The organism is Paenibacillus jepli (assembly GCF_047238105.1).
Classification (GTDB): Bacteria; Bacillota; Bacilli; order Paenibacillales; family Paenibacillaceae; genus Paenibacillus_D.
Map to the genome: position 1 here is coordinate 2,647,942 of NZ_JBDFMD010000001.1, position 25,138 is coordinate 2,673,079.

Consider the following 25,138-nt stretch of genomic DNA (forward strand, 5'->3'; position numbering starts at 1 on the left):
CTCTATCAATGAACTCAAATACCACGGCTAATACATGTTGCCCGATGTGGCTTTAGACTCAATGATACTATAGAGATATGGAGTCAACAATACAATTGTTAGAAAATTGTTAGGATTTTTTCATTTGCATGCGCACCTGCGCAATCTCATCCTCCAGAAGCCTTAACCCGCTGGTCAATTCTGCGCGGTCAGGACGCGCCAGCCGGAGCTTCTCTTCCAGCCCGGCGCAAAGCGCCATCAGCCGCCGGGCGGAGAGACTGCCTGCCACGCCCTTGAGCGTATGCACCAGACGATAAGCCAACTGATCGTCTCCAGCCTGCAGGGCGACCCCCAGACGCACACCGTAATCCGCATATTCGCGATCGAACAGCTGCAGCATATGCTGCAGGATCGTCTCCTTGCCGTTCAGCCGGGCCAGCGCTTCTTCATAGCAAAACGCTTCACCATCCGCCACTGCCGCCGCGCTCCGCCCAGTTGCCGCGCCTTGCTGCGGCTCCGCCTGCACACTCACCACCAGTTGCGGCAGCCAGCGGTCAATAACGGCGAAGAGCTGTTCTTCATCGATCGGTTTCGTAATCACCGCATTCATCCCTAGTGCCAGATAATGCTGATGGTCACGGCTGAGCACATTGGCTGTCAACGCGATGATCGGCAGAGCGCTGCTGGCGCTGTCGAGCCGGATTCGCCGGGCGACCTCGGTCCCGTCCATCTCCGGCATATGGATATCGAGCAGCACCAGATCCCATGACTCTGCACGCACCAGCTCCAGCGCCTGCATGCCATTCTCGGCCACTCCCACTTCGAAGCCCCTGGAGCGCAGCATGTCGACCGCTACCAGCTGGTTGATCCGGTTGTCTTCGGCGAGCAGAACCCGAGCTTTCTGGGGAACCTTCCCGCTATGACGATCAACAGCTCTGGAGGTGCTCGCCGCAACAGGCTCACCCGGACGCTCCAGCAGCGCCTGCAACCCTTGATACAGCCCGAGACGGCTGACGGGCTTGACGAGCAGTGCGTCGGGCCGGGAATGCTCTGGCAAGTGCTGCACCTCTTCGCGGCCGTATACCGTTGTCACCATCATAGTACGTGCGCCGGCCGATGCCGCCGCATCGTGCATAGCGAGCCAGGTCTCTTCGCCGTACATATCGTGCATCTCCATATCGAGCAGCAGCAGTGCCGGCCGCCCGCCCGCCTGCAGGGCAGACAAAGCCTTGGACCAACTGGCAAACGGCATCGGCCGCACGCCCATCTCCTCAAGCATCTCGCACCAGTGGGTGCGCATCCGCTCGTCGTCCTCGACGACCCAGACCACTCTGGCGCGCCGATGCTCCGCTTGCGGGAGCATCGTGCGTCCCATACCGCCGTCAGCGCTCTGACGCAGCCTCAAGGCGAAGCTGAAGCGGCTGCCGACACCCGGCTCGCTCCATACCTGCAGCGTACCGCCCATCTGCTCCACAAGGCTTTTGACGATGACCAGACCAAGCCCGCTGCCCCCGTACTTGCGGCTGGCCGTCCCGTCCGCTTGCGTGAAGTGCTCGAACAGACGGTCCAACTGCTCAGGCGCAATACCGATGCCGGTATCCTCTACGATGAAGGTCACCTCCCGCATGCCTTCGCGCACCTCCGATATCGTCATCCCCAGCTCGACCCGTCCGTTTGGCGTAAACTTGACGGCATTGCTGCACAGATTGAGCAGGATCTGCTCGATGCGCTGGCAGTCGCCGATGAGCGAAGCTGGGAGCTCCGCCGGCGACTCGACCAGGAACTCCAATTCCTGCTTGTGGCCGAGATAGAGACTCATGGCATCGCACAGCCGCATCAGCATCATCCCGGGGTCGAAAGGCGCCTCTTCAAGTACCAGCTTGCCCGCTTCGATCCGGGACACATCGAGCACGTCATTGATCAGCCCGAGCAGCGTCTGCGAGGAGAGCGAGATGTTGTCCAGGTACTGCCGCTGGAGACCGCTCAGCTCCGTCTTCTTCATCAGCTGCGTCAATCCGATCACCCCATTGAGCGGTGTGCGGATCTCATGGCTCATCCTGGCCAAGAACCGGCTTTTGGCCTTGCTGGCCTCCTCCGCCTCGCGCTTGGATTGCTCGCTCTCCGCCTGCGCCAGCTTCTGACCGGTAATGTCGCGCGCGATGATCGAATAGAACATCTCCCCAGCCTCTTCCCGGTGATGCACGACGACGATCTGCGAGGCGTAGACCACATGTCCGTCGCTGCGGACATAGGAGGACTCAGTCTCCCAGTACCCTTGGGCACGCGCTTGCTCCAGCCCCTCATGGAGCGGTGAGAAGAGCAGCGGGTGATCGGCCACCTCGCCGAGCGTCGCCTCCTCCTCTGTCAGCTCCAGCAGGGACAGTCCAGCCGGATTCATATAGATCAACCGACCCTGAGCGTCAATGGTCGCCACCAGATCCTTCGCCGCCTCCATCACCTCGAGCAGCCGATTGCGCGCCTTCTCCGCATGCTTCAGCTCGGTGATGTCGCGGGCGATTCCGATCGAACCCGCAAAGCCGCCGTTGCGGTCGCGCAAGCCGTTGGAGAAGTGCTCGATCGGAATCCGCGTCCCGTCTTTGTGGACGAACGTCCACTCCCGAGTGTAGCTGAGATTCTGCTGGCGCAGCTCCCGGAATACCGTCAGATCCGGCTTGATCTCACGGCCCAGCTTGACGGACAGCTCTGCGGCGACAGCCTGGACTTCGTCTGGCGCGATGAAGGTAAGCGGCGTTGCCCGGTAGAGCACTTCCTCCGCGGTGTAGCCGAGCATCCGCTCCGCCGCTTTACTGAAGTACGTCACTTTGTAATTTTGATCCATGACGATAAAGGCAAAGCCATTTTGGTTAATAATAGTTTCCAGCTTTTCGAACATCTCCCGCAAATGCTCGATCATCCCGTTTACCGACCCGGCCAGCTGGTCGATCTCATCTCCCCTTCCTACAGGAAGAGGAGAGACATCGAACTGCCCCTCTGCCACTTGCTCTGTCACTTGCAGGATGCTGCTGATCCTCGCTATGAGCCGATTGAACAGCATCAGGATCAAGCCAAAGATCGCAAGCTCGGCCAGCATAATGAAAAACACGGTTCGCCACAATAGATGGTGAACAGGGGCCTCGGCAACTTCGCGGGCAGACAGATAGTTGGCAATGCCGACAATGGTCAGCGGGATCAGGGTGACGATCAGGATGAGCAGAATCATCCGGGTGCGAAGCGATGAGATATTCACAGTAAGTCCTCCCGGCTTGTAATCTTCCAGACGCATGTAAAATAAGACGATAAAGGGGATGGATAAAACATGAAACGACTGTCTTGCTCGCTAATCTTCCTGTTCACGGGGCTCCTCTTGGTGCCGGCAGCGGCGCATGGCCATGTCAAGTGGTTCACCGAGGTCCAGCCGGTCAAAGAAGACATCACCACCATCATGTCGCCGTTCTTCATGATCCTGGCAGTCGTCACAGCAGTCGTACTGGCCCTGATAACCCAGCTGCTGGGCCGGGTCTCGACATGGGGAGTGTCGCAGCGGATCGACGCGGGACTGGATCAGCTGCGCGGCTATCTGCCCATGCTGCTGAAGTACGGCACCGCTGCCGCCTTGATTGTTCAAGCGGCCTCCGGTTCCATGTTTGCCCCCGAGTTTGCAATTGAGCATACGTTTGAGCTGGTACTGATGTGGACGGCGATCGTGCTCCTGCTCATCCCGTTCAAATTCGCCTCCAAGGCCGGCGCCCTGGTTCTGCTGGGACTGCTCATTAATCTGACCTATAAGGCCGGATTGTTCCACATGCTGGATTACGGCTTCTATTTCGCCGTGATCGGCGTACTCGTCCTCGAACGCACCCGCGAGTCGCGTCTTGGCTTCCCGCTGCTGTATCTCGGAACGGGCTTGTCGCTGTGCTGGGTCGCTGTCGAGAAGTGGGTCTATCCCATAATGGCCGAAGACATCATCGCTAACCACAATGTGCCTACGTTCGGCTTTGCGCCAGGCGCCTTTATCGTGATGACGGGTTTCATCGAATTTGTCGTCGGCTATCTCCTCGTCGTCGGTCTCTTAAACCGGCTTCTGGCCTTTGTGTTGACCTTGATCTTTATATCGACCACGATGTTGTTCGGCATAACAGAGCTGATCGGCCACTTCATGATTCATGTCGTCCTGCTGATGTTCATCATCGAAGGGACCGGCTTCTACAAACCGCCTGTTTCCCTGCACCAGTCCCGCACAGACCAGATGGTGTTTGTCTCCCTTAATTTTCTATTTGCGCTAGCCACCTTCCTGCTGATCTACTATCGCTTTGCATGATAAATATTCGGCGGCGTACCTTCATGCAGAGAGGTTGTGGTATGATGCTAACAGATTACGTATCCAAGGAGGCACCATTCCATGACATCCCTATCCGACTATAGCGTCCAACTCGTGCAGGACGGCTTTCCCGTCTATGAGCTGCAGGAACGCTCTACCTCTTCTGCCGCCCGGATCTGTCCGCAGCGCGGGGGCATCATGACCGGGCTGGTCCTGCATGGCCAGTCGCTGCTCTATCTGGATGAAGCAACCTTCCGCGACCCGGACGCCAATATCCGGGGCGGCAACCCTATCCTCTTCCCGATCTGCGGTCAGTTGCCGGACAAGCAATATGAGTGGCAAGGCGTGACTTATCCGATGGCCAACCATGGGGTCGCTCGCGTCCTGCCGTGGGAGGTTGTATCTACTTCTCAAGATGACGAGGCGTCGCTGACGCTGCGGCTGACCAGCAACGAGCAGACGCTGCAATCCTATCCGTTCGCCTTTGAGCTGCTGTTCACTTACCGGCTGCAGGGCGGCCGGCTGCGCCTGGAGCAGCAATACATCAACCATTCGGAGGCGCCCATGCCGATGGTCGCCGGCTTCCACCCCTATTTTGCCACAAGCAGCAAGGCCTTGGTCTACGACACCGACGCCACACAGTATCTGGACTACAACGACGGCCGGATCAAGCCTGTCGTTGGAGCGATCGATCTCGGCGAGCTGGTCGAGTCGGTAGCGCTGCTGGATGCGGAGCAGCGGCAGATCGCCTTTCCGTTGAACGAGACATGCACGGTCCGATTATCCTATAGCGAGGTTTTCAAATACATCGTGCTGTGGAGCGTACAAGGCAAGCCGTTCGTCTGCGTCGAGCCCTGGATGGCCAAAAATGAGGAGCTCGTGGTCCGCGAAGAGCTGCCCATGGTCGGCCCGGGCGAGATGCTGGAGGCCCAGCTCACCTTCGCCTGCGAAAACCGTTAAAGCCGTTTGAATGAACGGACAATGGGTGAATATAATAGCATATCGAAACTGACCCGCTGGTCAAAAGGAGGAATCACATGCGATCTCATCCTTACCGTTGGTTGAATATGCTGGGCCTCATTGCCGTTCTGGTCGTCAACACCCTGGCCAATACACTGCCGATCGCCGGCAAAACGACCGGTGAGCTGTCCGATCAATATCCTGTCCTTATCACGCCCGCCGGCTACGTCTTCTCAATCTGGAGCCTGATCTACGCCCTGCTGATCGGCTTCGTCATCTATCAGGCGCTGCCGCACACGATGAGCCGTGACAGCGTCCAGCGTATCGGCATCTGGTTCCTGCTCACCTGTGTGTTTAACTGCACCTGGATTGTCGTATGGCATTATGAACTGCTGCCTGTTTCGGTCGCCGTTATGCTCGCCCTGCTGCTGTCGCTCATTGTGCTGTACCGGCGCATCCGCGGCGCCAGCGAGCGCAAGACGATGGCCGAGCGGCTGCTGGTGTACCTGCCCTTCAGCATCTACATGGGCTGGATCAGCGTCGCTACGATCGTCAATATTACCGTCCTGCTCTATGACGCCGGATGGGACGGCTTCGGACTGGGCGACACGACCTGGACGGTCATCCTTATCGTCATTGCCGTGGCGCTGGCAGGCATCATCGGCTACCGCTATACCGATGCGGCCTATATGCTTGTCTTCGTCTGGGCGCTGATCGGCATCGGCGTCAAGCAGCAGGGCAGCAACGAGACCGTGACGCTCACGGCCTACACCGCCGCTGGTGTAGTCGCCGTCCTGATCGTCGGGCTGCTGCTGCTGCGGCGGCGCGTCCAGTAAGGGAAAGGGCCAAGGTGAAACGGCTTGTATGTTGAAAAAAACCTTCATTTCCGTGAGCCACGGCAATGAAGGTTTTTTTGTTCTCTATCTCTCAGCGTTCGCAGCATGAAATCGACAAAGCTTCATTTACTCAGAACGAGAGGTCATCCGGGAGCTCGCGCGGCTTCCGGCGCGACTTGCCTCCGCCAAGCAGACGCCAGAGCGAGGGCTGGCGGGCCGGCGCATACTGGTCGGCATGCTCGTCGGGCGCCAGGATAATCCCGAGCTGGTGATGCTCGCCGGCATAGCGGGCCCGCTGCAGGAACTTGCTCTCTCCTTCCAGGTTGAGCACCTCCAGCTTGCAGAAGGCCGCGCTGCTCCGACTTAGCGCCTCATGGAGCTCCGCTTGCGTACGGACGCGTGTGCCGTTGACCTTGACTAGCACCTCGCCGGTGACGATGCCCAGCTCCGCTGCAGGACTCCCGGGCACGACGGCCAGCACGCGCAGACCCGGGCCGTCGTGCACATAGAATGGGCTGCGGGCGGACTCGCGCCAAGCGCCCAGCAGAGCGATCGCTTCATGCAGCAGCAGCGCGCACAGCGCGGCAGGTACAGTGAGCGGCGGCCACCAGGCGGCGCCAGCCGCCACGCCGCCCAGCAGCAGACTGTACGCCACCAGCTGGCGGGCGCTGTCGCGGGCGCTCTGCCGGGGCAGCAGCGAGCGCGTCAGCGCCGTGAAGCCGATGATCACCGGCAGGCCGATCATCGTCCAGCCCTCCGCCCACAGACTGCCGCCCAGGAGCGGCGTCCAGGGCAAAGGGCTGTCTGCCGCAGCGGCCAATCCGCCCGCCGCCGGCGTCACGAGCAGCAGCGGCACGGGCCAGTAGCCCTGCTGGCGGTAGGCGCCGACGAGCCGGCCGCGCTTGCCCGCCAGCACGAGCGGACTGGCGAGCGCCGGTCCCTGACGGCCGAGCAGCACTGCCTCGGCCAGATGCAGCAGCGCCGCCAGCAGGAGCAGGCCGGGGATGTCGAGAGCGGCCAGGGATTCTGCGATGCGGACGGCCGCCGGGGTGAGCGAGTCCGGGTCGATCCAACCCGCCGCTCCCTGCAGCAAGCCCAATACGCCGATGCTGTATGCCATGCAGAGCCATCTGACCCGCAGCAGCAGGAGGACACCGGCCGTGCCCCACACCCACAAGACGGTGTCCGATGTCAACTGGATGCCGATAAAGGCGGCAGCCAGCGAGACGCCCAGCCCCGCCGCCAGTCCCCAGAGCAGCGAGCGCATGGTCTCGACCGGCCACGGATGCAGCCGCGCATGGAACAGCCGCTGCTCCAGCTGCATCTGATTGCGGTAGATCAGGATGATCAGTAATATGGCGATATAATAAAACGGCTGGACAATGAGCTGCAGAGCCGCAGCTCCGAGCTGTTGCAGCACTACGTACAGTTCTTCCAATCTACGGTCACTTCCTCTCACGCTCCAACACGGGTCTCAACAATAGAAGGCTGACCCCCGCCGCATCGGCGATGAGCCAGCCTTCTACACATTCGACGCTCCGGCGCCGGATTCCTTCCGGGCGGCTCAAGTAGCCTGGACGTACCGGCTACCGCCGGGGGTCATGCTATGCTGCACAGCAAGCCCACTGCGTCACTCCGCCAGCTTCTTCTGCAGCGCTTCTACGGCTGCGTCAAGCTGGTTGTCGTTGCTGTCATCGCGAATCCAGCTGATCAGCGCTTCCTCCAGCCGCTCCGCCGTCTGCTCATCCAGATCGCCGCTTGCCGGCAACGACACGCTCTGCTGGAATGCGGCGACAGCCTGGGCTGTCTGCTCGCTGTAATATCCATCCTTGCGGCCGGTATTGTAGCCAAGCCCGCTCAGCATCAGCTGCGCGCTGCGGACCTCCTCGCCCAGCATGTCGCGCTTCAAGGTCTGTTCCTTGGATAATCTTGGCGCATTGTAGAAATCCGGCGGCAGCACTTCGATATCTGGCTCGATTCCGGTCTCATTGACCCAGTTGCCGTCCGGCGTCAACCACTTGGCGATCGTCATCTTCACCAGCGACCCGTCACTCATGACTTTATTGTAGCTTACCTGTACCGTGCCTTTGCCGAAGGTCGTCTCACCGACCACTGTAGCGTCCGCCCGCTCTCTCAGTGCGCCGGCCAGCACTTCCGAGGCGCTCGCACTGCCTTTATTGGTCAGCACGACGAGCGGATACGGCTTGCCAGACCCTTTGGATACGGTCTGCTCCCGCTCCCCGTTACGGTCCTCGATCTGGACGATCGGCTCGCCTGAGCGGATGAACGGCTCGGTGACCGATACGACGACAGGCAGGACGCCGCCTGGATTGTTGCGCACGTCGATGATCAGTCCTTTCATCCCCTGCCCCTCGAGGGTGGCCAGCTCTTCCCCGAACCGCTCGCCAGTATTCATGGCAAACTGACGGATCTCGATCTTGCCGATATCTCCGGGCAGCATCTCCGCGAACACGGTCTCCACATCGATCTCGTCACGTACGACAGTAACCTGGATCGGCTGCGTCCGCTGCCCGCGTTGAATCTCCAGCTCCGCCTTCGAGCCTTTGGGGCCGCGCACCTTGGCTACCGCCTCGTTTAACTGCAAGCCATCGAGCTTCTCGCCATTGACCGACAGGATGATATCCTTGGGCAGCAGACCCGCCCGCTCAGCCGGCGAATCCTTGATGGCCGAGACGACGATGACCTGTCCGTTCTCCATCGACACTTCGGCCCCGATCCCGCTAAAGGAGCCTTCGATGGACTCGGAGAAATGCTCGGCCGCATCATGCTCCATATAGACCGAATAAGGATCTTCCAGTACTGCCATCATCCCGTTCAGCGCCCCGCTGACGACCAGTTCTCTGTCCACCGGCTGGTAATACTTCGTCTCGATGAGCGACAATACCGTATTGAGCTTGGCCAGCTCCTCCGAGGTCAGCCTTTCCGTTACCACGCCCTGGGCTGTCACCAGTCCTGCCCGGCTGCTCAGTTCCCTGAGCAAGGAACGGTCTACCACGGCCAGCGTCACCAGCATGGTCGCCAGCATGGTCAGGATGACATAGACGAGTACCGTCTTACCCTTGTATTGCATACCCTTCACCACCTTTGTACGACCGCAGCACTACTGCATCCTGCTGAAGTCAACTTATATAGTGTATGACAAGCCTACAGCTAATATTAAACCAACCGGGCCTGAGGTGACACGAGGTGCTGACAGCCCCAAACAGCGGTTGCCGCCCTGTGAAGGGCGGCTGTAAGGGGTAGTATACCGCTTCAAGCGGACTAACGCAACCTGACGCTTTTGATCACGAAGCAATTCAGAGAAGTGGATTCGACATCGAATCTTAAATTCAGTTGAATAAAAGTTTCCGAAGGAAACTAGCTTCGAAAGCCTCAGCTTAGTGTGCTCACGTAGCCATGCTTCCGAAGTCGTTTTCTACGAAAACGTGGACGCTCCTCAGTTCCAACCTCATTTAACCTTCTCGGTGCTGAAAAGCGATTTTTGTTAATCGTTAACGTAGATAATTAACGGGGTTCACCGGCTTTTCATTGATCCGCACCTCGAAGTGCAGATGGTTGCCCGTGGAGCGGCCGGTACTGCCGACCTCGGCGATCTTCTCGCCCCGCTTCACCTGCTGGCCGGCCTTGACTTTGATGCCGCCGTTGCGGATGTGGGCATACAAGGTCCACATGCCGCCGCCGTGATCGATGATGACCGTATTGCCGTAGCCGCTGGTCGATTGGGCGACGGTGACGATGCCGGATTCAGCCGCATAGATCGGCGTGCCCGCCGGTGCTGCGAAGTCAACGCCGTTGTGCATCCGTCCGCGTTGACCCGTGATCGGATCGATGCGCGGCCCGAACTGCGAGTTCATCCGATATGACGAGGAGATCGGCCGCAGCAGCTTGCCGCCCGTGTCCTGATAGTTGGACTCGGACCGCGTCTGAGCCTGCATCTGTTGTTGCTGCTGTTGTTGCTGGAGCTTCCGCTGGCGCTCCTGTTCGCGCTGACGCTCCAGCTCGCGCAGGCGCTCCTGCTCTTTGCGCTGGCGCTCGAGCTCCGCCGTACGCTCCTTCTCCAGCTCGGATACTTGTTTGGCCAGATTCATCAGCAGCGCTTCCTGCTCATCCGATATGCCTTCAAGCTCTTCCAGCTGCTCGTTGTATTGCAGGATCATGACCTCTTTTTCCTTCTCTTTGACTAGCAATTGGTTATGATAGGACTCCAGACGGACATACAGATCCTTTACTTCATCCAGTTTGGTTTCGATCTCCGCTTTTTTGACCAGGATAAGCTCCTTATCCTGCCGGTGCTCCTCCAGGATATCTTTGTCCTGACTCATGATCGACGACAGCGCGTCCACGCGGTCGAGGAAATCGCTGAAGCTGGTCGCACTCAGCAGCACGTCCATATACGATACAAAGCCATTGGTATACATCAGCCGCACTCTGGAATCGAGCAGCTTGTCCCGCTCGACGATTCGGGCTTCCGTCTCTTCCAGGCTGCGTCCCGCATCCAGCAGTTCGCCTTCGGTCTTGGCAAGCTGAGTCTGGGTAACCTGCAGATTGAGGGAGACATTGTCGATCTCATCAAGGATCTGATTGATCGATTTGGTCGCCTCCTCCTTTTGCATGGTCACAGAACTATGCGCCTGCTCCGCTTGCTCCTTGTTCTCCGAAGCTTCCTTGATCTGTGAGCGAACCTTGTTCAGCTCCTGATTGATCCGATCAACCTGCGAAGCGGCCTGTCCGCCCACCGGCTGTATGACAAAGGCCGCGACCAGCAGGAACACCAATGCGGCAAGTGCTTTCTTCACGAATGTCTTCACCTACACTTTCAAATACTTTCGAACCGATATCGTACTTCCCCATATGCCGATCAGCGTCCCGATGCCGACAAGCAGTCCGCTCACGAGCAGCGCCGATTCCTGTACAGTCACCAGCCGGATCATCATCAGTCCGAGCTCAAACTGGGAAAAAGAAACCAGCTGTGAATATCCGGCCATTACGATAGTTGAAGTGAGGACCGAGCCGATAAAGCCGATCAGCGCCCCTTCGATGAAGAAAGGCCAGCTAATAAAGGGATTGGTGGCACCGACCAGCTTCATAATCTTAATCTCGCGGCTGCGCGAGAGGATCGTCACTTTAATCGTATTGGAAATGAGGAACATGGCTGTCAAAGCCAGTCCTGCGACAATAACCAGGCCGATATTGCGCACGGCCGTTGTTACCTTGAACAACGTTTCCACGGTACCCTGACCGTATTTGACACTGGTGATCGACGCATCGCCCTCCGTGTTGACCGCTTCGATCTTCTTCGCCACGAAGCTGATTTCTTGCGGGTTGACGACTTCGACGGTGAAGGAATCCGGCAACGGATTATTGGTCTCGTCATAGCCGTCCAGCAGTTCACGGCCATCATCCCCCAGGCTCGTACGCAAAAGCTCCAATCCCTCCATCTTGGAGACGAAGTCAACGCTGCTGACCTCCGGCATATTGCCGATCGTCCGGTGCAGCTCATCGATCTTCTCCTGCTCGGTGTTCAGCTGCAGGAATACCCGGACCTGAACCTGGCTCTCGATCTGCTCGGTCAGATTGTTGACATTGAGCGCAAGCAACAGGAAGACGCCCAGGATGAACAAGGAGATGCAGATCGAGCTGATCGACGCGAAGGTCATCCAGCCGTTGCGGAACAGGCTTTTGCCGCCTTCCCGGAGATGACGGAGCATGGTGCTAAATTTCATACCCATACTCCCCTCTTGCCTCGTCGCGGGCGATCAAGCCCTCTTCGATCGCGATGACGCGTTTGCGCTGGCGGTTGACGATCTCCCGGTTGTGAGTCGCCATCACGATCGTCGTACCCCGGAAGTTGATCTCTTCCAGCAGATGCATGATGCCCCAGGAGGTATCCGGATCAAGATTGCCTGTCGGCTCATCCGCGACGATGACAGCCGGGTTGTTGACGATCGCCCGCGCGATCGCAACCCGTTGCTGCTCTCCACCGGAGAGCTGAGCCGGATAACTCGCATGCTTCTCACGCAGCCCTACCAGCTCCAGCACTTCCATCGTTCGTTTACGGATGAGGCGTCGCGGCGCCTCGATAACCTCCATCGCAAAGGCGACGTTTTCAAAAGCAGTCAGCTTTGGCAGCAGACGATAGTCCTGGAAGATGACGCCGATATTGCGGCGAACATACGGAATCTTGCGGGGCTTCAACTTGCCGATGTTGAAGCCATTAACCGAGATCTGCCCTTTGGTAGGCACTTCCTCCCGGTATATCAATTTCATGAACGTCGATTTGCCCGCACCGGAAGGTCCGACCAGATAGACGAACTCATTGCGATCTATAAGGACGGAAACGCCGCGCAACGCATGGGAGCCATTGGCGTACGTTTTCCAGATGTCTTGCATTTCTATCACATTATCACATCCTGTAGAGAGTCAACTACTAGACATTCGACAAGAAGTACGCAATTCCTTCCAATCTCGGTCCAATCGACAGGATTTTAATAATTCTCATTCCGAATTAGAGGGGGACAATCATCGAAGCCGGATTTAATATTGCAGCTGTCTGTTGCATACCTATGAAGTAAGAAACGAGGCGAGGTGATGTCTAAGCGATGAAAAAAATCCATCTGGCCGCCATCGTCATCAGCGCAATCCTGCTGCTTGCTTCCACCTCATGGGGGCTGTTGAACGTCTATGCTGGACAAGACACGGTACCCGACGGAACAGTTGTCGACGGCAGGCCGATCGGCGGTCTGACCATCGAGAGAGCACAGCAGGAACTGGAGGACGTATGGTCCCGATTCGAGGAGCAGGAAGTGATGATCCAGGCCAATCTGACGAAGGATGCCGGGCAATCCTGGTCGCTCCGCGAGCTTGGGTTCAAGGTCGAGCGCGAGCCGCTTCAGCGGGCACTGCTGGAGCTGCGGGAGGGCAGTCTGCTGGAGCGTGCTCGCTATCGACTGAGCTTTCCCCGCCAGCATCGGATCCGGCTGGCCTGGAACCGCCAGCTGTTCGAGGAACGGATCCGCAGCCAGTGGGGTTGGCTGGATCTGAGCGAGACCGCCGATGCCCAGCGGCGGATCACGACGGACGACAAGGTCGTCTACCGCGGACATCGGGACGCCTACCGCATCGACATGAATGCCCTGTCCGGGCAGATGCGTACCGAAGCGGCGTCATGGTGGCGCAAGTATGCTGCAGCACGCTCGCAAGGAGAAGAAGCGGCCCCGCACAGCGAGGTCGGGAAGCCGTATACGTTGAAGCTGCCCATCACCGTGCTGCAGCCCGAGCTAACACTTGAGAAGCTCCGGGCGCAAGGCGTCGAGCGCAGGATCTCCTCGCATACGACGGACTATAGCGCCAGTCCGGCAGGACGAGCCTTCAATGTCGAGGCGACCGCCCGTACGCTCCAGAACTGGGAGCTCGCGCCAGGCGAGATCTTCGACTATGGTCAGGTGATCGCTGCTGCGGAACAGCAGTACGGCTTCCGCGAAGCTCCGGTCATCCTGAACGGCGAATTCGTGCCGGGCGTCGGCGGCGGCATCTGCCAAGTGTCGAGCACGCTTTACCAGGCCGCCCTGATGGCGGGACTTGCGATCGTGGAACGCCGCAACCACTCGCTGCCGGTCTCGTACATGCCTCTCGGACAGGATGCTACCTTTGCCGAGGGGGCGATCAACTTCCGGTTCCGCAATACGACCGGCAAGCATCTGGTGATCCGCACCGAGACCAAGGATCGCAAGCTGACCGTCAAGCTGTTCGGCACACTGCCCACAGGCACCCAATACGAGATCCATTCGCGTATCGTGCAGACGATCGATCCTCCTGTCGTTGAAGTGGCAAGCGTCAAGGCAGCACCGGGCCGACCGGTGCAGCTCAATGAGGGCAAGCCCGGCTATGTCGTCGAGACGTACCGGACGAAGCTCCAGGACGGCAAGGAGATATCGCGCGAGCGGATCTCCCGCGATACGTACAAACCGACTCCCCGGCTCATCGGCATCGCCGCGGACGAAGCGGAGGGGGACCAGGAGACACTGAAGTCCGAGCAAGAGACACTGCTCGAAGACGGCCTGCGGCTGGCGCCATAACTCCGAGGATGAGATGAACCAGCAAATGCAGGCGGGGCAGCATAATTTCCAAAAAACGAAGGTAAAGGCCGGGATTGGGCAGATTACTGCCTCATCCCGGCCTTTTGGCCTTATTTAATCCAATAATGCAGCGTCCTCTGACGGTTCCCGGTCCGGCAGTTGGGTGACGTAACTGTCGGAGAGGTTCAGCAGCTCTAACGCCCGGTTATACTCGTCTTCGGTGATGCTGGTGCCGTTGCCGCCATCCCCGGCCAGCGGGTATTCCGTGCCGTCCTCGTAACCCGTGCCCGGGATGAGCAGCGCGTCGTCGCTCAGCAGCGAACCCGACGGCAGATAATACCGCTGGGGCAGCAGGTTATACGTCTGATTGACGATATCCTGGCCAAAGTAGATGCGGTCCCCGAGCGGCACGCCCAACAGATTGGCCACGGTCGGCAGGATATCGACCTGTCCGCCGATCTGTTCGAACACGGCCGGGTAAGTGAAATCGTCCGAGACGATAGCCAGCGGTATGTTGATCATATCGGTATAACTGTATTCCCGACCGTAGATTTCTTCCATCAGCTCTTTGTCGGTACGGGTCAGCGAATAGATCGGCAGCCCCAGGTGATCTCCGTAGATGATGACCAGACTGTCCTCCCAGACGCCGCTTTCTTTCAGATCGTCGATAAACTCTCCGAGCGCATGGTCAGCATAGTTCTGCGAGAGAATATAGTCGCCGACGAATGTTTTTTCATACCGCTCCGGCAGCGTCATCCGATGCTTCTCCTGTGGAATCGTGAACGGATGATGCGCCGTCATCGAGATGACCTGGGCATAGAACGGTTCGCCAGAGCGGTGCATCCGGATGATTTCGTCTGCAGACTTGTCGTAGAGCACCTCGTCCGAGGCGCCGAAGAAGATCGTATCTTCTTTGCCGAAGAAGGCTTCATCATAGTAGCGATCAAAACCGATCGCCTCATACAGCTCGCCGCGGTTCCAGAACTCCACGACATTGGTATGGAAGGTCGCGCTCTGATAGCCATGCTCCTTCAGCAGCTTGGGCAAGCTCGGCAGCTGCTTGCCCGCATAGACGCCGGAAGCGGCGCCGCGCGGCGGGATATAAAACGACGTGTTGACGACGAACTCCGCATCGGACGTGTTGCCTTGCCCTACCTGCTGGTAGAAGTTCGGGAAATAAAAATGCTCATTCATCAGCCGGTTCATATGGGGCGTAATCTCCTGCCCGTCAAGCTCCAGATTGATCAGGAAGGTCTGGAACGATTCCATCTGGATGATAATCAGATTCTTGCCTTGAGCGGCAGCTGTATAATTGGCTTCCTCCAGGGCGCTCGTCTGTTTCAGACCCTCAATCTTGGCTCTGGTGATCTCTTCAGGGTCGACAAGCTCCTTCTCTTCCTTGGCAAAGATCGTATAGGCCTCGTAATTGAGGATGCCCATATCCTCCGCTTTCTTGATCTCGTTCATACTGGCCCGGTTAGGCATAATATTGACGAAGCAGAGGATGACCGACAAAGCGAACAGGCTCATGACGAGCGCTTTTCTCGGCTTGTATGGATGGTCGTCCCTCGGCTGGCGCTTGCGGAACATCATGATGCTGAAGACGATGATATCGATGAAAATCAACAGGTAGTAAGGATGCATCAAAGACCATACGCTGTTCTTGACCGCAGTCACCTGATTGACCTGGTCCAGAGCGTGGTAAGTGACGATGACGCCGTAATACTTGTAGTACATGATAGCTGCAAAAAAGATCGCTGTCAGCAGCAGATTGACCAGCAGATAATAAAGCAGCTTGCGCTTGGTGGCAAACCACTCGATGAGACAGAACAGCGCCCACACAAATGGGATCTCGGTCAACAGCGGCGTAATAGAAATGCCGTTGTCAAAGATGACAAAATAGGCCAGACAACTCTTAAGCAGCATAATGATCGAAAAAAAGACGAACGGTCTTGCCCGCACGGCTTCCAGAAACCTAAACAAATGATTCCCCGCCTTCCTTTTCAAAAAAATCCCTGTCCGGCAACCGGACTGCGGACCAAACAGGACGAATTCGGTATCCGCCCGTTTACGCAATGATAATATAACGATTCAGCTTTCATAATAGTTTCAAAAACGCCTAAACTGTGGCCCCACTTAACATCTTTAGTTATCATATACCCTGTTTACAGAAACTCAATCATAAAGCAGTAAAGCATATTATGCTACGCCGTCTGGATAAAGTCAAAAGTCAGGTACTGTCATGACTGCCTTTATCTGTCCGCCAGCTTCCAAAAAACATGCAAAAGAAAAGCCGCACTCACGAATGCGCGATTCTGCGAGCTCTGGCTCCTTGTATCCTCCCTCAAAGTTCCGGCAGCTGCCGGACGTAGCTGTCAGATAAATGCAACAGCCGCAGCGCTTTGTAGTAATCGGCTTCCGTCACATATGCCCGTGGTTGCGAAGCAGCGCCGGGCACCTGACGGATGGGCAGCGTCACGCCGTCATCATAACCTCTACCCGGGATGAAGACCGCCCCGTCCGTGACCAGCGATCCTGTCGGCAGATAGTAGCGCTGCGGCAGGACATTGTCATCTGCCTCAAGCAAATCCTGGCCAAACCATACCTCTCGCCCCGAATCAAGCGCCAGCAGATGGGCCAGCGTCGGCAGCAGATCAACCTGGCCACCCGCCTGCTCCAGCCGCTGCGGTCCCGTCTGGCCGGGAACCGAGATGACGAGCGGGATATTCAGCATATCCGGATATGAATACGGGTGCCCGGTAAGCTGCTCCAGCTGCCGCTTGTCCGTATCGGCCAGCGCATACATCGGCAGTCCAAGATGATCCCCGTAGACCGCAACCACGCTGTCTTCCCAGATGCCGCTGCGCTGCAGCTCCTCGATGAACTGTCCCAGCGCCCGGTCGGCATAATGCTGTGCCGTCAAGTAGTCGCCCAGAAGCGTCCCATCCAGCTCAGCTGGCATGGACAGCAGCCGCTTATCCTCAGGCAGACGGAACGGATGATGCGCCGACATCGTGATGATGTGGGCGTAGAAAGGCAGACCTGCCTGCTGCCAGCTGGACAGCTCGGGCGCGATGCGCCTGTAGAGCACCTCGTCAGAGGCGCCGAATGCAACCTTGTCCGCTTCTCCGAAGAAGCTTTTGTCATAATAAGCGTCGAAGCCCAAAGCGCTATAGAGACGATCCCTGCTCCAAAAAGCGACATCGTTGGCATGGAACGTAGCGCTGTAATAGCCGGCTTCCCGGAGCAGCCGCGGCAGTCCAGGCAGCTGCTTGCCGCCGTAGATTTGGGATGCTGCGCCTGCTGAGGGAATATAATAGGAAGTATTCACTACAAACTCCGCGTCAGACGTATTCCCCTGCCCCACCTGCTGATAGAAGTTCGGGAAATAGGCATACTTTTCAGCCAGCGCATTCATAACAGGCGTGACCGCCTTGCCATCTACCTTCAGGTGCAGAAGAAAGTTTTGAAAGGCTTCCAGCTGGATGAGGATGATATTTTTCCCCCGCGCCTGACCGCGCCGGTATAGGGCCGGTTCGCCGGCCAATCCCTTCTGGGCGGCAATAGCTGCCGGAGTGATCTGTTCGGCAGGGATGAGCGGCTCCGGCCTTTCAAGCGCGATCCGGTACACTTCATAATTGAGCAGTCCCATGCCGCTGGCCTGAACCAGCTCATTGATGCTGCTGCGGTGAGCGCCGATATGAGCTGCGCAGACAGCTGAGAGGACGGCTGCGGCTGCTGCAGCGGACAGCACAGGCAGCCTGCGCCTCGATCGGGACAGCCATCGCCGGCCGCGGCGATCGATGAACAGCAGCGTCGCAAGGACCGGCAGATCCGCATACAGCAGCAGATATTCCGGGTGCAAGAGCGAGAACACGCTGTCCTGCACCGCCGTGATCTGATTGATCTGGCCCAGCGCGTGATGAGTCACGACTACACCATAATAGTGATAGTACATAATAGAAGCAAAATAAACCGTCGTCAGAACCAGGTCCACGGCCAGATAGAGCACAAGCTTGCCGCGGACGGCAGCCAGCTCGATGACGGCCAGCAGCAGCGCGATCGTGACCAGATCCGTCAGCCAGGGCCGGATGCTTCCACCCATATCGAATAAAATTTGCCAAGCCACCAAGCTTTTGGCCATCAGGATGACCGACATGAACCCCAAAGGGAGCCAGGCTGCCGCCTCTCCCCGGACACTCTTCCCTGTCATTTGTCAAAATGCCCCCGCTCTACCGATATGCTCCTGTTAGTATGGCCATATCGGGGGCGGCTAGCCATTGGACCGATTGCAGACTTCAGACTGCTCTCAACATAAAGCCTCAAGGTAACGGATCGTTCTTCCGATCGCTGTCGGGAACTTCCGTTATTTGGGGTTCGCCTTGAGCCAGTCCAGAATATCCCTCAGCGTCTGTACCGGCACGATATTGAGCTCGGGGGCGCCCAACCTGGCCTCCTGCGCCTGGCCGTACGGGACGAAGAAGACGTCCGCTCCATTGCGGTAGACCGTGTAGGCCTTCTGCCGGATGCCGCCGATCTTGCCTACCGTGCCGTTGGCATTGATCGTGCCGGTGACGGCCACCCGGTTGCCGAAGGTAACTCCGCCCGGAGTCAGCTGATCGATCAGCGTCAATGCCAGCGCCGCGCCGTGCGACGGTCCCCCTTCATGGGCAAAATACGAACGGAAGCTGACCTGCATCGGCAGATCAAGCATCAGCGCGTCATCGACCTGGATGCCGACTGCCGGCCGATTCTCATCATCCGGATGGACGACCGTGTTCAGACGTACGGTGATCGGCTCGTTATTGCGCAGCAGTGTCACCTCAACCGGGTCTCCTGGCTCGATCAGCCGCATCACATTGGTCAGCGTCAGCGAGGAAGATACGGCATGCGTGTTGATCCGGATGATGATATCGCCGGGACGCAATTCACCGTATGCAGGACCTCCGATCTGTACACTCTGCACGAGGGCGCCGTATGCGACCGCGCCGTCACCGACACCAGCCAGCTTGAAGCCGACAGCACTGCCGAGATCGTTGGCCTCCATCTTCAGACTATGAACAAGGTTCTCATAAGAGCCGATCGACATGCCGAGCTTGCGGATCGGCCGGAAGCTGTAGTTCGGGAACAATTCGGCATAGAGCCAGTCGATGGGAAAAGCCGGCCGGTCGAATACCAGCACGCCCATGATCTGTCCGTGAACCCCGTGTCTATCTGCTTCCTCGGCCACTGCATAACGGTGCATATTGACCGAGAGACCGGGATAAGTAACCATATAAGGCGTCGGATAGAACAAAGCAAATAAGAGCGCCACCGATACAATAAACGCCAGGACAGAACGGCTGGGGAATCGTCCATTGCGGCGGCGGCGCTCCAGCACCAGCAGATCCCACAAGGCGATCAGCCAGGAGAGGAGAAGCAGGATCGCCGTAGCCACCATCAGCATCAGCATCATCTCGCCTGTCGCCGCCATCCAGCTGATGAACAGCGCCGCCAGTCCAGAGGCCAGCAGGAGCAGCGCCCGGCGGAGCACATCGAGATACAGCCCCAAGCTGTAGCCTCTTCTGCGGACCGCTGATGCACGCCCCTCGATAGCCGACTGCACGGCCTCCCTGCGCGCTTGCACGATCCCGCCGACCGCAGCCGCCAGCCAGACTAGCGGCACGACAGCGAGCAGGTAGACGATGCCGTTGAGCAAGTCAATCCAGTAATAAGACTTTCCGATATGTACAGGATCGAGGATCCAGATCAATTCACCGGCGACGCAGAGCATGATGGCCAGCACCATGCCGACCAGGTACAGACGCTGCCAATAGGTCATTTTGCCGCCCACCTCCCTCCTGTACTCGGCTATGGACGCAATAGCCGGATTCAGACTGCTTTTATCATACCATTTGCCGCTCCCGTATAGCGAACCCGAGGAGTGGCGATTCACCGTAAAGACATGCCGGTGTTTTTTTTATTGCTTACCCCCTTTAAATCCCTTCAAAAACATGTTATAATGTAAGCGCTATCAATAAATCGGCTGCACAAATCTCTTAAGGGGGGAATTGGAATGGCAGGTTTAGCAATGCAATCCCGCAATTTGTATGAGGACTTCGAGGTCGAGAAGGATATCTTGTTTTTCAAGATCGGCTCTCACGGACAGGTAAGCTTCCACGGTCAGAACTACAACATTAAAAAAAGAATGTCTGCCGAAGAAGTGAAGCGACTAACCTCTCACGCGAGCTTTGTCCGTCTGAAATCCGATTGCTATGTCAATACCGGCAAGATCAGTTCGATCGAAGACGATCAGCTTTATTTTGGCGCAAAGGACGCCAAGACGCTGCAGGTGTCAAGGCGCCAGCAGCAGATTGTTCGCGAACATATGCGTCCTTGATTTTTCAGGCCAGGAACCGCCGTCCAGCGGCCTGAGCCCTCTCGCGCGCTATCGGATAGCCGGGCGTTCCTGCCTCTTCTCCTGAAGGCAGGCCGACACCCGGCTATCCGGCTTGCTCTGCCCCGGCCCCGGCAGGGAGCGCTGCCGCCTGCCGCCGCTCGGCGCTGATCCAGACCAGACCTGCTGCCATACATGCGGCGCCTGCCAGCTGCAGCCAGGTCAGCCGCTCCTCGAACATCAGGTAACCGGCCGCCACAGCAGCAGCAGGCACGACATAACGGAAGAAGTTGGCCCTTGTTGCGCCTACACGATACATACAAGCGTTCCATACGACGAAGCCGATCACGGTGCAGGCAAATACATTATAGAGCAGGATGCCGTAATGCGTCGGCGTCAAGGCTGCCCACTCCACTTGCGACCACGCGCCTCTGGTCAGCGGCAGCATGAACAAGCTGCCGAAGAAGATCGTCCAGCTGCTGATCCTGAGCGCCGAGTAACGGCGCATGAGCGGCATGCAGGCCAGATTGAACAAAGCGCCGAGCAAGCTCACCCCCAGCGCCAGCGCATTGCCCAGCATATGTCCGCCTCCTAGCGCAAAGCTGTCGCCTCCTCCCAGGATCACGAAACAGACACCGATGATGGCTGCGCCTCCTCCTGCCAGCAGGCGCCCCGTGATGACCTCTCGAGTGAAGAGCGGAGCAAGCAGGGCGGCGAAGATCGGCCACGGCGCGACGTTCAGCAGCGAGGCGTTGGCCAGCGTCGTATATTTGATCGAATACATCACCATAATTTCCAACAGCGTAATCCCGAACAGCCCGATCGCCATCAGCTGCCACGCCACGCGCCAAGGGATGCCGATGCTGCCCTCGCGCAGCTTCAGGATCAGGAAGAAGAAGGGGACGGCCGAGCCAAACCGTAAAAAGGTGAACAATATCGGATCGAGCTGATCCATCGCCAGTCTGGACAAGCCAAAGTTGGCGCCCCAGACGGCAGCCACCATAATCAAACCGCAATAAAACAACCATTTTCTGTCCATTGTGTCGCTACACTCCATCATCCAAATTCTCTCTCTCGCCGGCTGCCCGGCCCAGGTGATAGTATCATATCACGTCCCCGCCTGCAGTCAAACCTCTATTACAGCCCCCTCCCTTTTTTTCGCCTGCGACGGTAGTACACTCACAGTCAAATCACTAGCCTGGATTGATAACGGATAGTGAAGTTTGAAGCGTTCTCACATGCTACAATAAGAGCAGGTTCAGTCACGCCCGGGGCGTGATGAATAATTGAAGATGATGTTTTATAATAAAGAAAGGAAGTGCGCAATTGGAAACAGTCAGAATCGGTATCGTCGGGCTGGGCAACATGGGCACCAGCCATGCCAAGTATTTGATTGCAGGTGAAGTAAAAGGAGCCAAATTGGCTGCAGTTTCCGACATCAGACAATCACGGCTCGATCTTGCAAAGGAAGAGTGGGGCGAAGAGGTAAAGCGCTTCCTCACCGCCGAAGAGATGTTCAAATCCGGAGCAGTGGACGGCGTCCTCATCTGCACCCCGCATTATGAGCATCCCGAGCAGGCGATCTCCGCATTCGAACACGGTCTGCACGTGCTCGTCGAGAAACCGGCCGGTGTCTACACGAAGCAAGTCCGGCTGATGAACGAAGCGGCTGCCCGCAGCGGCAAGCTCTACGGCATCATGTATAACCAGCGCACCAACCCGCTTTACGCCAAGCTCAAGGATCTGATCTCCTCGGGAGAGCTGGGCGAGGTGCGGCGGACGAACTGGATTATTACCGATTGGTACCGCTCCCAGAGCTATTATAACTCCGGCGGCTGGCGGGCCACCTGGGCCGGCGAGGGCGGTGGCGTCCTCATCAACCAAGACCCCCATCAGCTCGATCTGTGGCAGTGGACAACCGGCCTGATGCCGACTCGGATCCGTGCGTTTTGCGCCTTTGGCAAGCACCGCGATATTGAAGTCGAGAACGATGTCACCGCCTATGCAGAGTACGAGAACGGCGCTACCGGCGTCTTTGTCACTTCTACCTTCGAGGCGCCCGGCACCAACCGTTTCGAGATCTCCGGCGACCGCGGCAAGATCGTTATCGAGGACGGCAAGATCCGGTTCTGGCGCACCCGTGTGCTGGAGTCCGAGTTCAACCGCGATTTCAAAGGCGGCTTCGGCCAGCCCGAATGCTGGGCGATCGACATCCCGGTCAAGGGCAGCGGCAATCAGCATCTGGGGATCACTGCAGACTGGGTCCAAGCGATCCGGACCGGCTCGCCCCTGCTGGCGCCAGGCGAGGAAGGCATCAAAGGACTGATGCTCTCCAACGCGATGCTTCTCTCCACCTGGACCGACAATTGGGTGGATCTGCCGATCGATGAAGAGCTGTTCCATACCAAGCTGCAGGAGCAGATCGAGCGCTCGAAGAGCAGCAAGCAAGCGGATGCGTATGAGACGCTCGACGTTTCGGGCACGCACTGACGTGACGCTAGCAGTGCTGCAAGGGTGAGGTTCGGCAAGATCGGTTTTCAGCATCCAGCAAGGTCAACGCACGACGATAATTCCAATCTAGGAGGCACTTTTGCAATGAGCAAACAAGACGGAATGAACTACGCCCCCCAAGGCAAACCGCAGCCGGTCGTGGCAGCAGGCGAATTTATCTTTGCCGCCGCGCGGCTCGATCACGGTCATATCAACGGCATGGCCAATGGACTCGTCGAAGCCGGCGCTACCCTCAAGTGGGTCTATGACCGGGATGCCGAGAAGGCCGCGCAGTTCGCAGCCAGATATCCCGGCGCCCGCGTTGCCGAATCCGAGGAGCAGATCCTTCAGGATAATGAGGTGCAATTGGTCGCATCTGCTGCCATCCCTTCCGAGCGTGGTCCGTTCGGCGTCGAAGTCATGAACAGCGGCAAGCATTACTTCGTCGACAAAGCGCCTTTTACGACGCTGGATCAGCTGGATGACGCCCGCAAGGCGGCTGAGGCGACCGGCAAGAAGTATGCCGTATATTACAGCGAACGTCTTCATGTGGAGAGCGCCATCTTCGCCGGCGAGCTCATCAAGGCGGGAGCGATCGGCAGAGTCGTCCAAGTGATCGGCCTGGGGCCGCATCGGCTCAATGCGCCGAGCCGTCCCGAATGGTTCTTCCAGAAAGAGAAATACGGCGGCATCCTATGCGACATCGGCAGCCACCAGATCGAGCAGTTCCTTTATTATACGGGCGCTCAGGACGGGGAGGTTCTCCACAGCAAGGTAGCCAACTATAATAGCAAGGATTACCCCGAGCTGGAGGATTACGGCGACGCTACCCTGCGTGCGGACAATGGCGCTACCGGCTACTTCCGTGTCGACTGGCTGACACCAAGCGGCTTGTCGACCTGGGGCGATGGCCGGACGACGATTCTCGGCACCAAAGGCTATATCGAGCTGCGCAAATATGTCGATATCGCCCGCTCCGGCTCCGGCAATCATCTGTATCTGGTCAACGACGATGGCGAGCAGCATATGGAGCTTGGCGGCAAAGTCGGCTATCCTTACTTTGGCCAGCTCATCCTGGACTGCCTGAACGGTACCGAGAACGCCATGACCCAACAGCATGCCTTCAAGGCTGCGGAACTGTGCCTCAAGGCGCAGGCGCAAGCTCTGCGGATCGAATAAAAGGAGTGTAAACAGATGAAACTGTCCACCTTCACTGTAGCGACTCCGGACCTTACACCGGAAATGCTGGCCGCCAAAGCCCGCGAGCTGGGAATTCACGGCATCGAGTGGCGTTATAAGGATACCCCTCCCGAGGTGGCCAAGGAAGAGCCGTCCTTCTGGGGCAATAATCTGTGCACCCTCTCCCCTGCCGGCGGTGACGAGCAAATCGCCCGATTCAAGCAGGCCTCCGAGGCCGCGGGCGTTCCTACGCTCAGCGTCACGCCGTATCTCGCAGCCGGCGATCTCGCGGGCACCGAGCAGGTGCTCTCTGCCGCCCGCGAGCTCGGCGCATCCTATATCCGGCTGGGCGTCCCGTCCTACAACCGGACCCGGCCCTTCCCGGCACTGTTCGAAGAGGCGCGCAGCTATCTGAAGGCAGCCGAGCCGCTGTGCCGGCAATACGGCGTCAAAGGCCTGATCGAGACGCATCATGTGACGATCGCGCCGAGCGCCTCGGCTGCGTACCGCCTGGTTGACGGACTGGACCCGGATCATGTCGGCGTCCTTTACGATCCGGGCAATCTGGTGCATGAGGGCTTCGAGAATTACAGAATGGGGCTGGAGCTGCTCGGTCCTTACCTGGCTCATGTCCATGTCAAGAACGCCGGCTGGTTTGCTGAGGGCGAGCCGGCAGGCGAGCTGGGCGAGCAGGCTTGGTCGGCGCGCTGGACAGGCGTCCGCGACGGCATCGTGCCGTGGGGACAACTGATTGCCGATCTGCGCTCTGTAGGCTATGACGGCTATCTCGGAATTGAGGATTTCAGCCGGCAATACGAGACTGAGCAGATGCTGAGGGAGACCGTGCAATACCTGAATGCCCTGCTCGGGGAGACCGCTCGCGCATAGCTGCTGCATGTTAGCG

18 protein-coding genes are annotated in these 25,138 nt (G+C 58.1%); 8 read left to right on the plus strand and 10 right to left on the minus strand.

Features of this window, described 5'->3' with window-relative positions:
- Positions 1-109 precede the first annotated feature (109 nt).
- Positions 110-3,226: a response regulator gene (locus ABC336_RS11735; protein WP_413238819.1), complete on the minus strand. Its 3,117-nt coding sequence runs from the start codon at positions 3,224-3,226 to the stop codon at positions 110-112.
- A gap of 69 nt (positions 3,227-3,295) precedes the next feature.
- Between ABC336_RS11735 and ABC336_RS11740 the strand changes: the two genes are divergently transcribed.
- The 3 genes from ABC336_RS11740 (at position 3,296) to ABC336_RS11750 (ending at position 6,093) form a co-directional block, all read left to right on the plus strand.
- Positions 3,296-4,297 (plus strand): hypothetical protein, encoded by a 1,002-nt coding sequence (locus ABC336_RS11740; protein WP_413238820.1) that lies wholly within the window; start codon positions 3,296-3,298, stop codon positions 4,295-4,297.
- An 81-nt stretch (positions 4,298-4,378) separates the two neighbouring features.
- Entirely contained in the window at positions 4,379-5,257 is an 879-nt protein-coding gene (locus ABC336_RS11745) for an aldose epimerase family protein (protein ID WP_413238821.1), read from the plus strand.
- A 77-nt stretch (positions 5,258-5,334) separates the two neighbouring features.
- Positions 5,335-6,093: a tryptophan-rich sensory protein gene (locus tag ABC336_RS11750; RefSeq protein ID WP_413238822.1), complete on the plus strand. Its 759-nt coding sequence runs from the start codon at positions 5,335-5,337 to the stop codon at positions 6,091-6,093.
- Between the two features lie 130 nt (positions 6,094-6,223).
- On the opposite strand, the gene ABC336_RS11755 is transcribed toward ABC336_RS11750, so the two are convergent.
- The 5 genes from ABC336_RS11755 to ftsE all read right to left on the minus strand — a co-directional run bounded on the left by ABC336_RS11755 (position 6,224) and on the right by ftsE (position 12,513).
- Complete coding sequence (locus ABC336_RS11755; RefSeq protein ID WP_413238823.1) at positions 6,224-7,531, minus strand: PDZ domain-containing protein; 1,308 nt, start codon at positions 7,529-7,531, stop codon at positions 6,224-6,226.
- 192 nt (positions 7,532-7,723) lie between these two features.
- Entirely contained in the window at positions 7,724-9,184 is a 1,461-nt protein-coding gene (locus ABC336_RS11760) for a S41 family peptidase (protein ID WP_413238824.1), read from the minus strand.
- 421 nt (positions 9,185-9,605) lie between these two features.
- Positions 9,606-10,910 carry a murein hydrolase activator EnvC family protein gene (locus ABC336_RS11765; RefSeq protein ID WP_413238825.1) on the minus strand — a complete coding sequence of 435 codons (1,305 nt, stop codon included), beginning with the start codon at positions 10,908-10,910 and terminating at the stop codon, positions 9,606-9,608.
- A 12-nt stretch (positions 10,911-10,922) separates the two neighbouring features.
- Positions 10,923-11,837, minus strand: coding sequence for a permease-like cell division protein FtsX (gene ftsX / locus ABC336_RS11770; RefSeq protein WP_413238826.1), 915 nt, complete (start codon positions 11,835-11,837; stop codon positions 10,923-10,925).
- Positions 11,827-12,513, minus strand: coding sequence for a cell division ATP-binding protein FtsE (gene ftsE / locus ABC336_RS11775; protein WP_413238827.1), 687 nt, complete (start codon positions 12,511-12,513; stop codon positions 11,827-11,829). Before ftsE ends, ftsX begins: the two co-directional genes overlap by 11 nt.
- A gap of 200 nt (positions 12,514-12,713) precedes the next feature.
- On the opposite strand from ftsE, the gene ABC336_RS11780 reads away from it, so the two are divergent.
- Complete coding sequence (locus ABC336_RS11780) at positions 12,714-14,189, plus strand: VanW family protein (RefSeq protein ID WP_413238828.1); 1,476 nt, start codon at positions 12,714-12,716, stop codon at positions 14,187-14,189.
- Between the two features lie 114 nt (positions 14,190-14,303).
- Here the strand turns inward: ABC336_RS11780 and ABC336_RS11785 are convergent, their stop codons facing one another.
- The 3 genes from ABC336_RS11785 to ABC336_RS11795 all read right to left on the minus strand — a co-directional run bounded on the left by ABC336_RS11785 (position 14,304) and on the right by ABC336_RS11795 (position 20,010).
- Positions 14,304-16,115, minus strand: a complete 1,812-nt coding sequence (locus tag ABC336_RS11785; RefSeq protein ID WP_413242493.1) for an LTA synthase family protein — start codon at positions 16,113-16,115, stop codon at positions 14,304-14,306.
- A gap of 418 nt (positions 16,116-16,533) precedes the next feature.
- Entirely contained in the window at positions 16,534-18,402 is a 1,869-nt protein-coding gene (locus tag ABC336_RS11790) for an LTA synthase family protein (protein WP_413238829.1), read from the minus strand.
- A gap of 153 nt (positions 18,403-18,555) precedes the next feature.
- Positions 18,556-20,010, minus strand: coding sequence for a PDZ domain-containing protein (locus ABC336_RS11795; protein WP_413238830.1), 1,455 nt, complete (start codon positions 20,008-20,010; stop codon positions 18,556-18,558).
- A 234-nt stretch (positions 20,011-20,244) separates the two neighbouring features.
- On the opposite strand from ABC336_RS11795, the gene ABC336_RS11800 reads away from it, so the two are divergent.
- Complete coding sequence (locus ABC336_RS11800) at positions 20,245-20,568, plus strand: LytTR family transcriptional regulator DNA-binding domain-containing protein (protein WP_413238831.1); 324 nt, start codon at positions 20,245-20,247, stop codon at positions 20,566-20,568.
- Between the two features lie 103 nt (positions 20,569-20,671).
- On the opposite strand, the gene ABC336_RS11805 is transcribed toward ABC336_RS11800, so the two are convergent.
- Entirely contained in the window at positions 20,672-21,604 is a 933-nt protein-coding gene (locus tag ABC336_RS11805; protein WP_413238832.1) for a DMT family transporter, read from the minus strand.
- Positions 21,605-21,891: 287 nt separating this feature from the next.
- On the opposite strand from ABC336_RS11805, the gene ABC336_RS11810 reads away from it, so the two are divergent.
- From ABC336_RS11810 to ABC336_RS11820, 3 genes are all read left to right on the plus strand, one after another.
- Positions 21,892-23,055, plus strand: a complete 1,164-nt coding sequence (locus tag ABC336_RS11810) for a Gfo/Idh/MocA family protein (RefSeq protein ID WP_413238833.1) — start codon at positions 21,892-21,894, stop codon at positions 23,053-23,055.
- Between the two features lie 105 nt (positions 23,056-23,160).
- Positions 23,161-24,234, plus strand: coding sequence for a Gfo/Idh/MocA family protein (locus ABC336_RS11815; protein WP_413238834.1), 1,074 nt, complete (start codon positions 23,161-23,163; stop codon positions 24,232-24,234).
- 15 nt (positions 24,235-24,249) lie between these two features.
- The gene (locus ABC336_RS11820) at positions 24,250-25,122 is read left to right on the plus strand and encodes a sugar phosphate isomerase/epimerase family protein (RefSeq protein ID WP_413238835.1); all 873 of its coding nucleotides are present in this window, start codon (positions 24,250-24,252) and stop codon (positions 25,120-25,122) included.
- The last annotated feature ends 16 nt before the right edge of the window (positions 25,123-25,138 follow it).

Bases quoted from the DNA above. Each gene is read 5' to 3' on its own strand.
- ABC336_RS11740 (WP_413238820.1), top strand. From the start codon at position 3,296: ATGAAACGACTGTCTTGCTCGCTAATCTTCCTGTTCACGGGGCTCCTC.
- ABC336_RS11745 (WP_413238821.1), top strand. From the start codon at position 4,379: ATGACATCCCTATCCGACTATAGCGTCCAACTCGTGCAGGACGGCTTT.
- ABC336_RS11750 (WP_413238822.1), top strand. From the start codon at position 5,335: ATGCGATCTCATCCTTACCGTTGGTTGAATATGCTGGGCCTCATTGCC.
- ABC336_RS11760 (WP_413238824.1), bottom strand. From the start codon at position 9,184: ATGCAATACAAGGGTAAGACGGTACTCGTCTATGTCATCCTGACCATG.
- ftsX (WP_413238826.1), bottom strand. From the start codon at position 11,837: ATGAAATTTAGCACCATGCTCCGTCATCTCCGGGAAGGCGGCAAAAGC.
- ABC336_RS11780 (WP_413238828.1), top strand. From the start codon at position 12,714: ATGAAAAAAATCCATCTGGCCGCCATCGTCATCAGCGCAATCCTGCTG.
- ABC336_RS11785 (WP_413242493.1), bottom strand. From the start codon at position 16,115: ATGCTGCTTAAGAGTTGTCTGGCCTATTTTGTCATCTTTGACAACGGC.
- ABC336_RS11790 (WP_413238829.1), bottom strand. From the start codon at position 18,402: ATGACAGGGAAGAGTGTCCGGGGAGAGGCGGCAGCCTGGCTCCCTTTG.
- ABC336_RS11795 (WP_413238830.1), bottom strand. From the start codon at position 20,010: ATGACCTATTGGCAGCGTCTGTACCTGGTCGGCATGGTGCTGGCCATC.
- ABC336_RS11800 (WP_413238831.1), top strand. From the start codon at position 20,245: ATGGCAGGTTTAGCAATGCAATCCCGCAATTTGTATGAGGACTTCGAG.
- ABC336_RS11805 (WP_413238832.1), bottom strand. From the start codon at position 21,604: ATGGACAGAAAATGGTTGTTTTATTGCGGTTTGATTATGGTGGCTGCC.
- ABC336_RS11815 (WP_413238834.1), top strand. From the start codon at position 23,161: ATGAGCAAACAAGACGGAATGAACTACGCCCCCCAAGGCAAACCGCAG.
- ABC336_RS11820 (WP_413238835.1), top strand. From the start codon at position 24,250: ATGAAACTGTCCACCTTCACTGTAGCGACTCCGGACCTTACACCGGAA.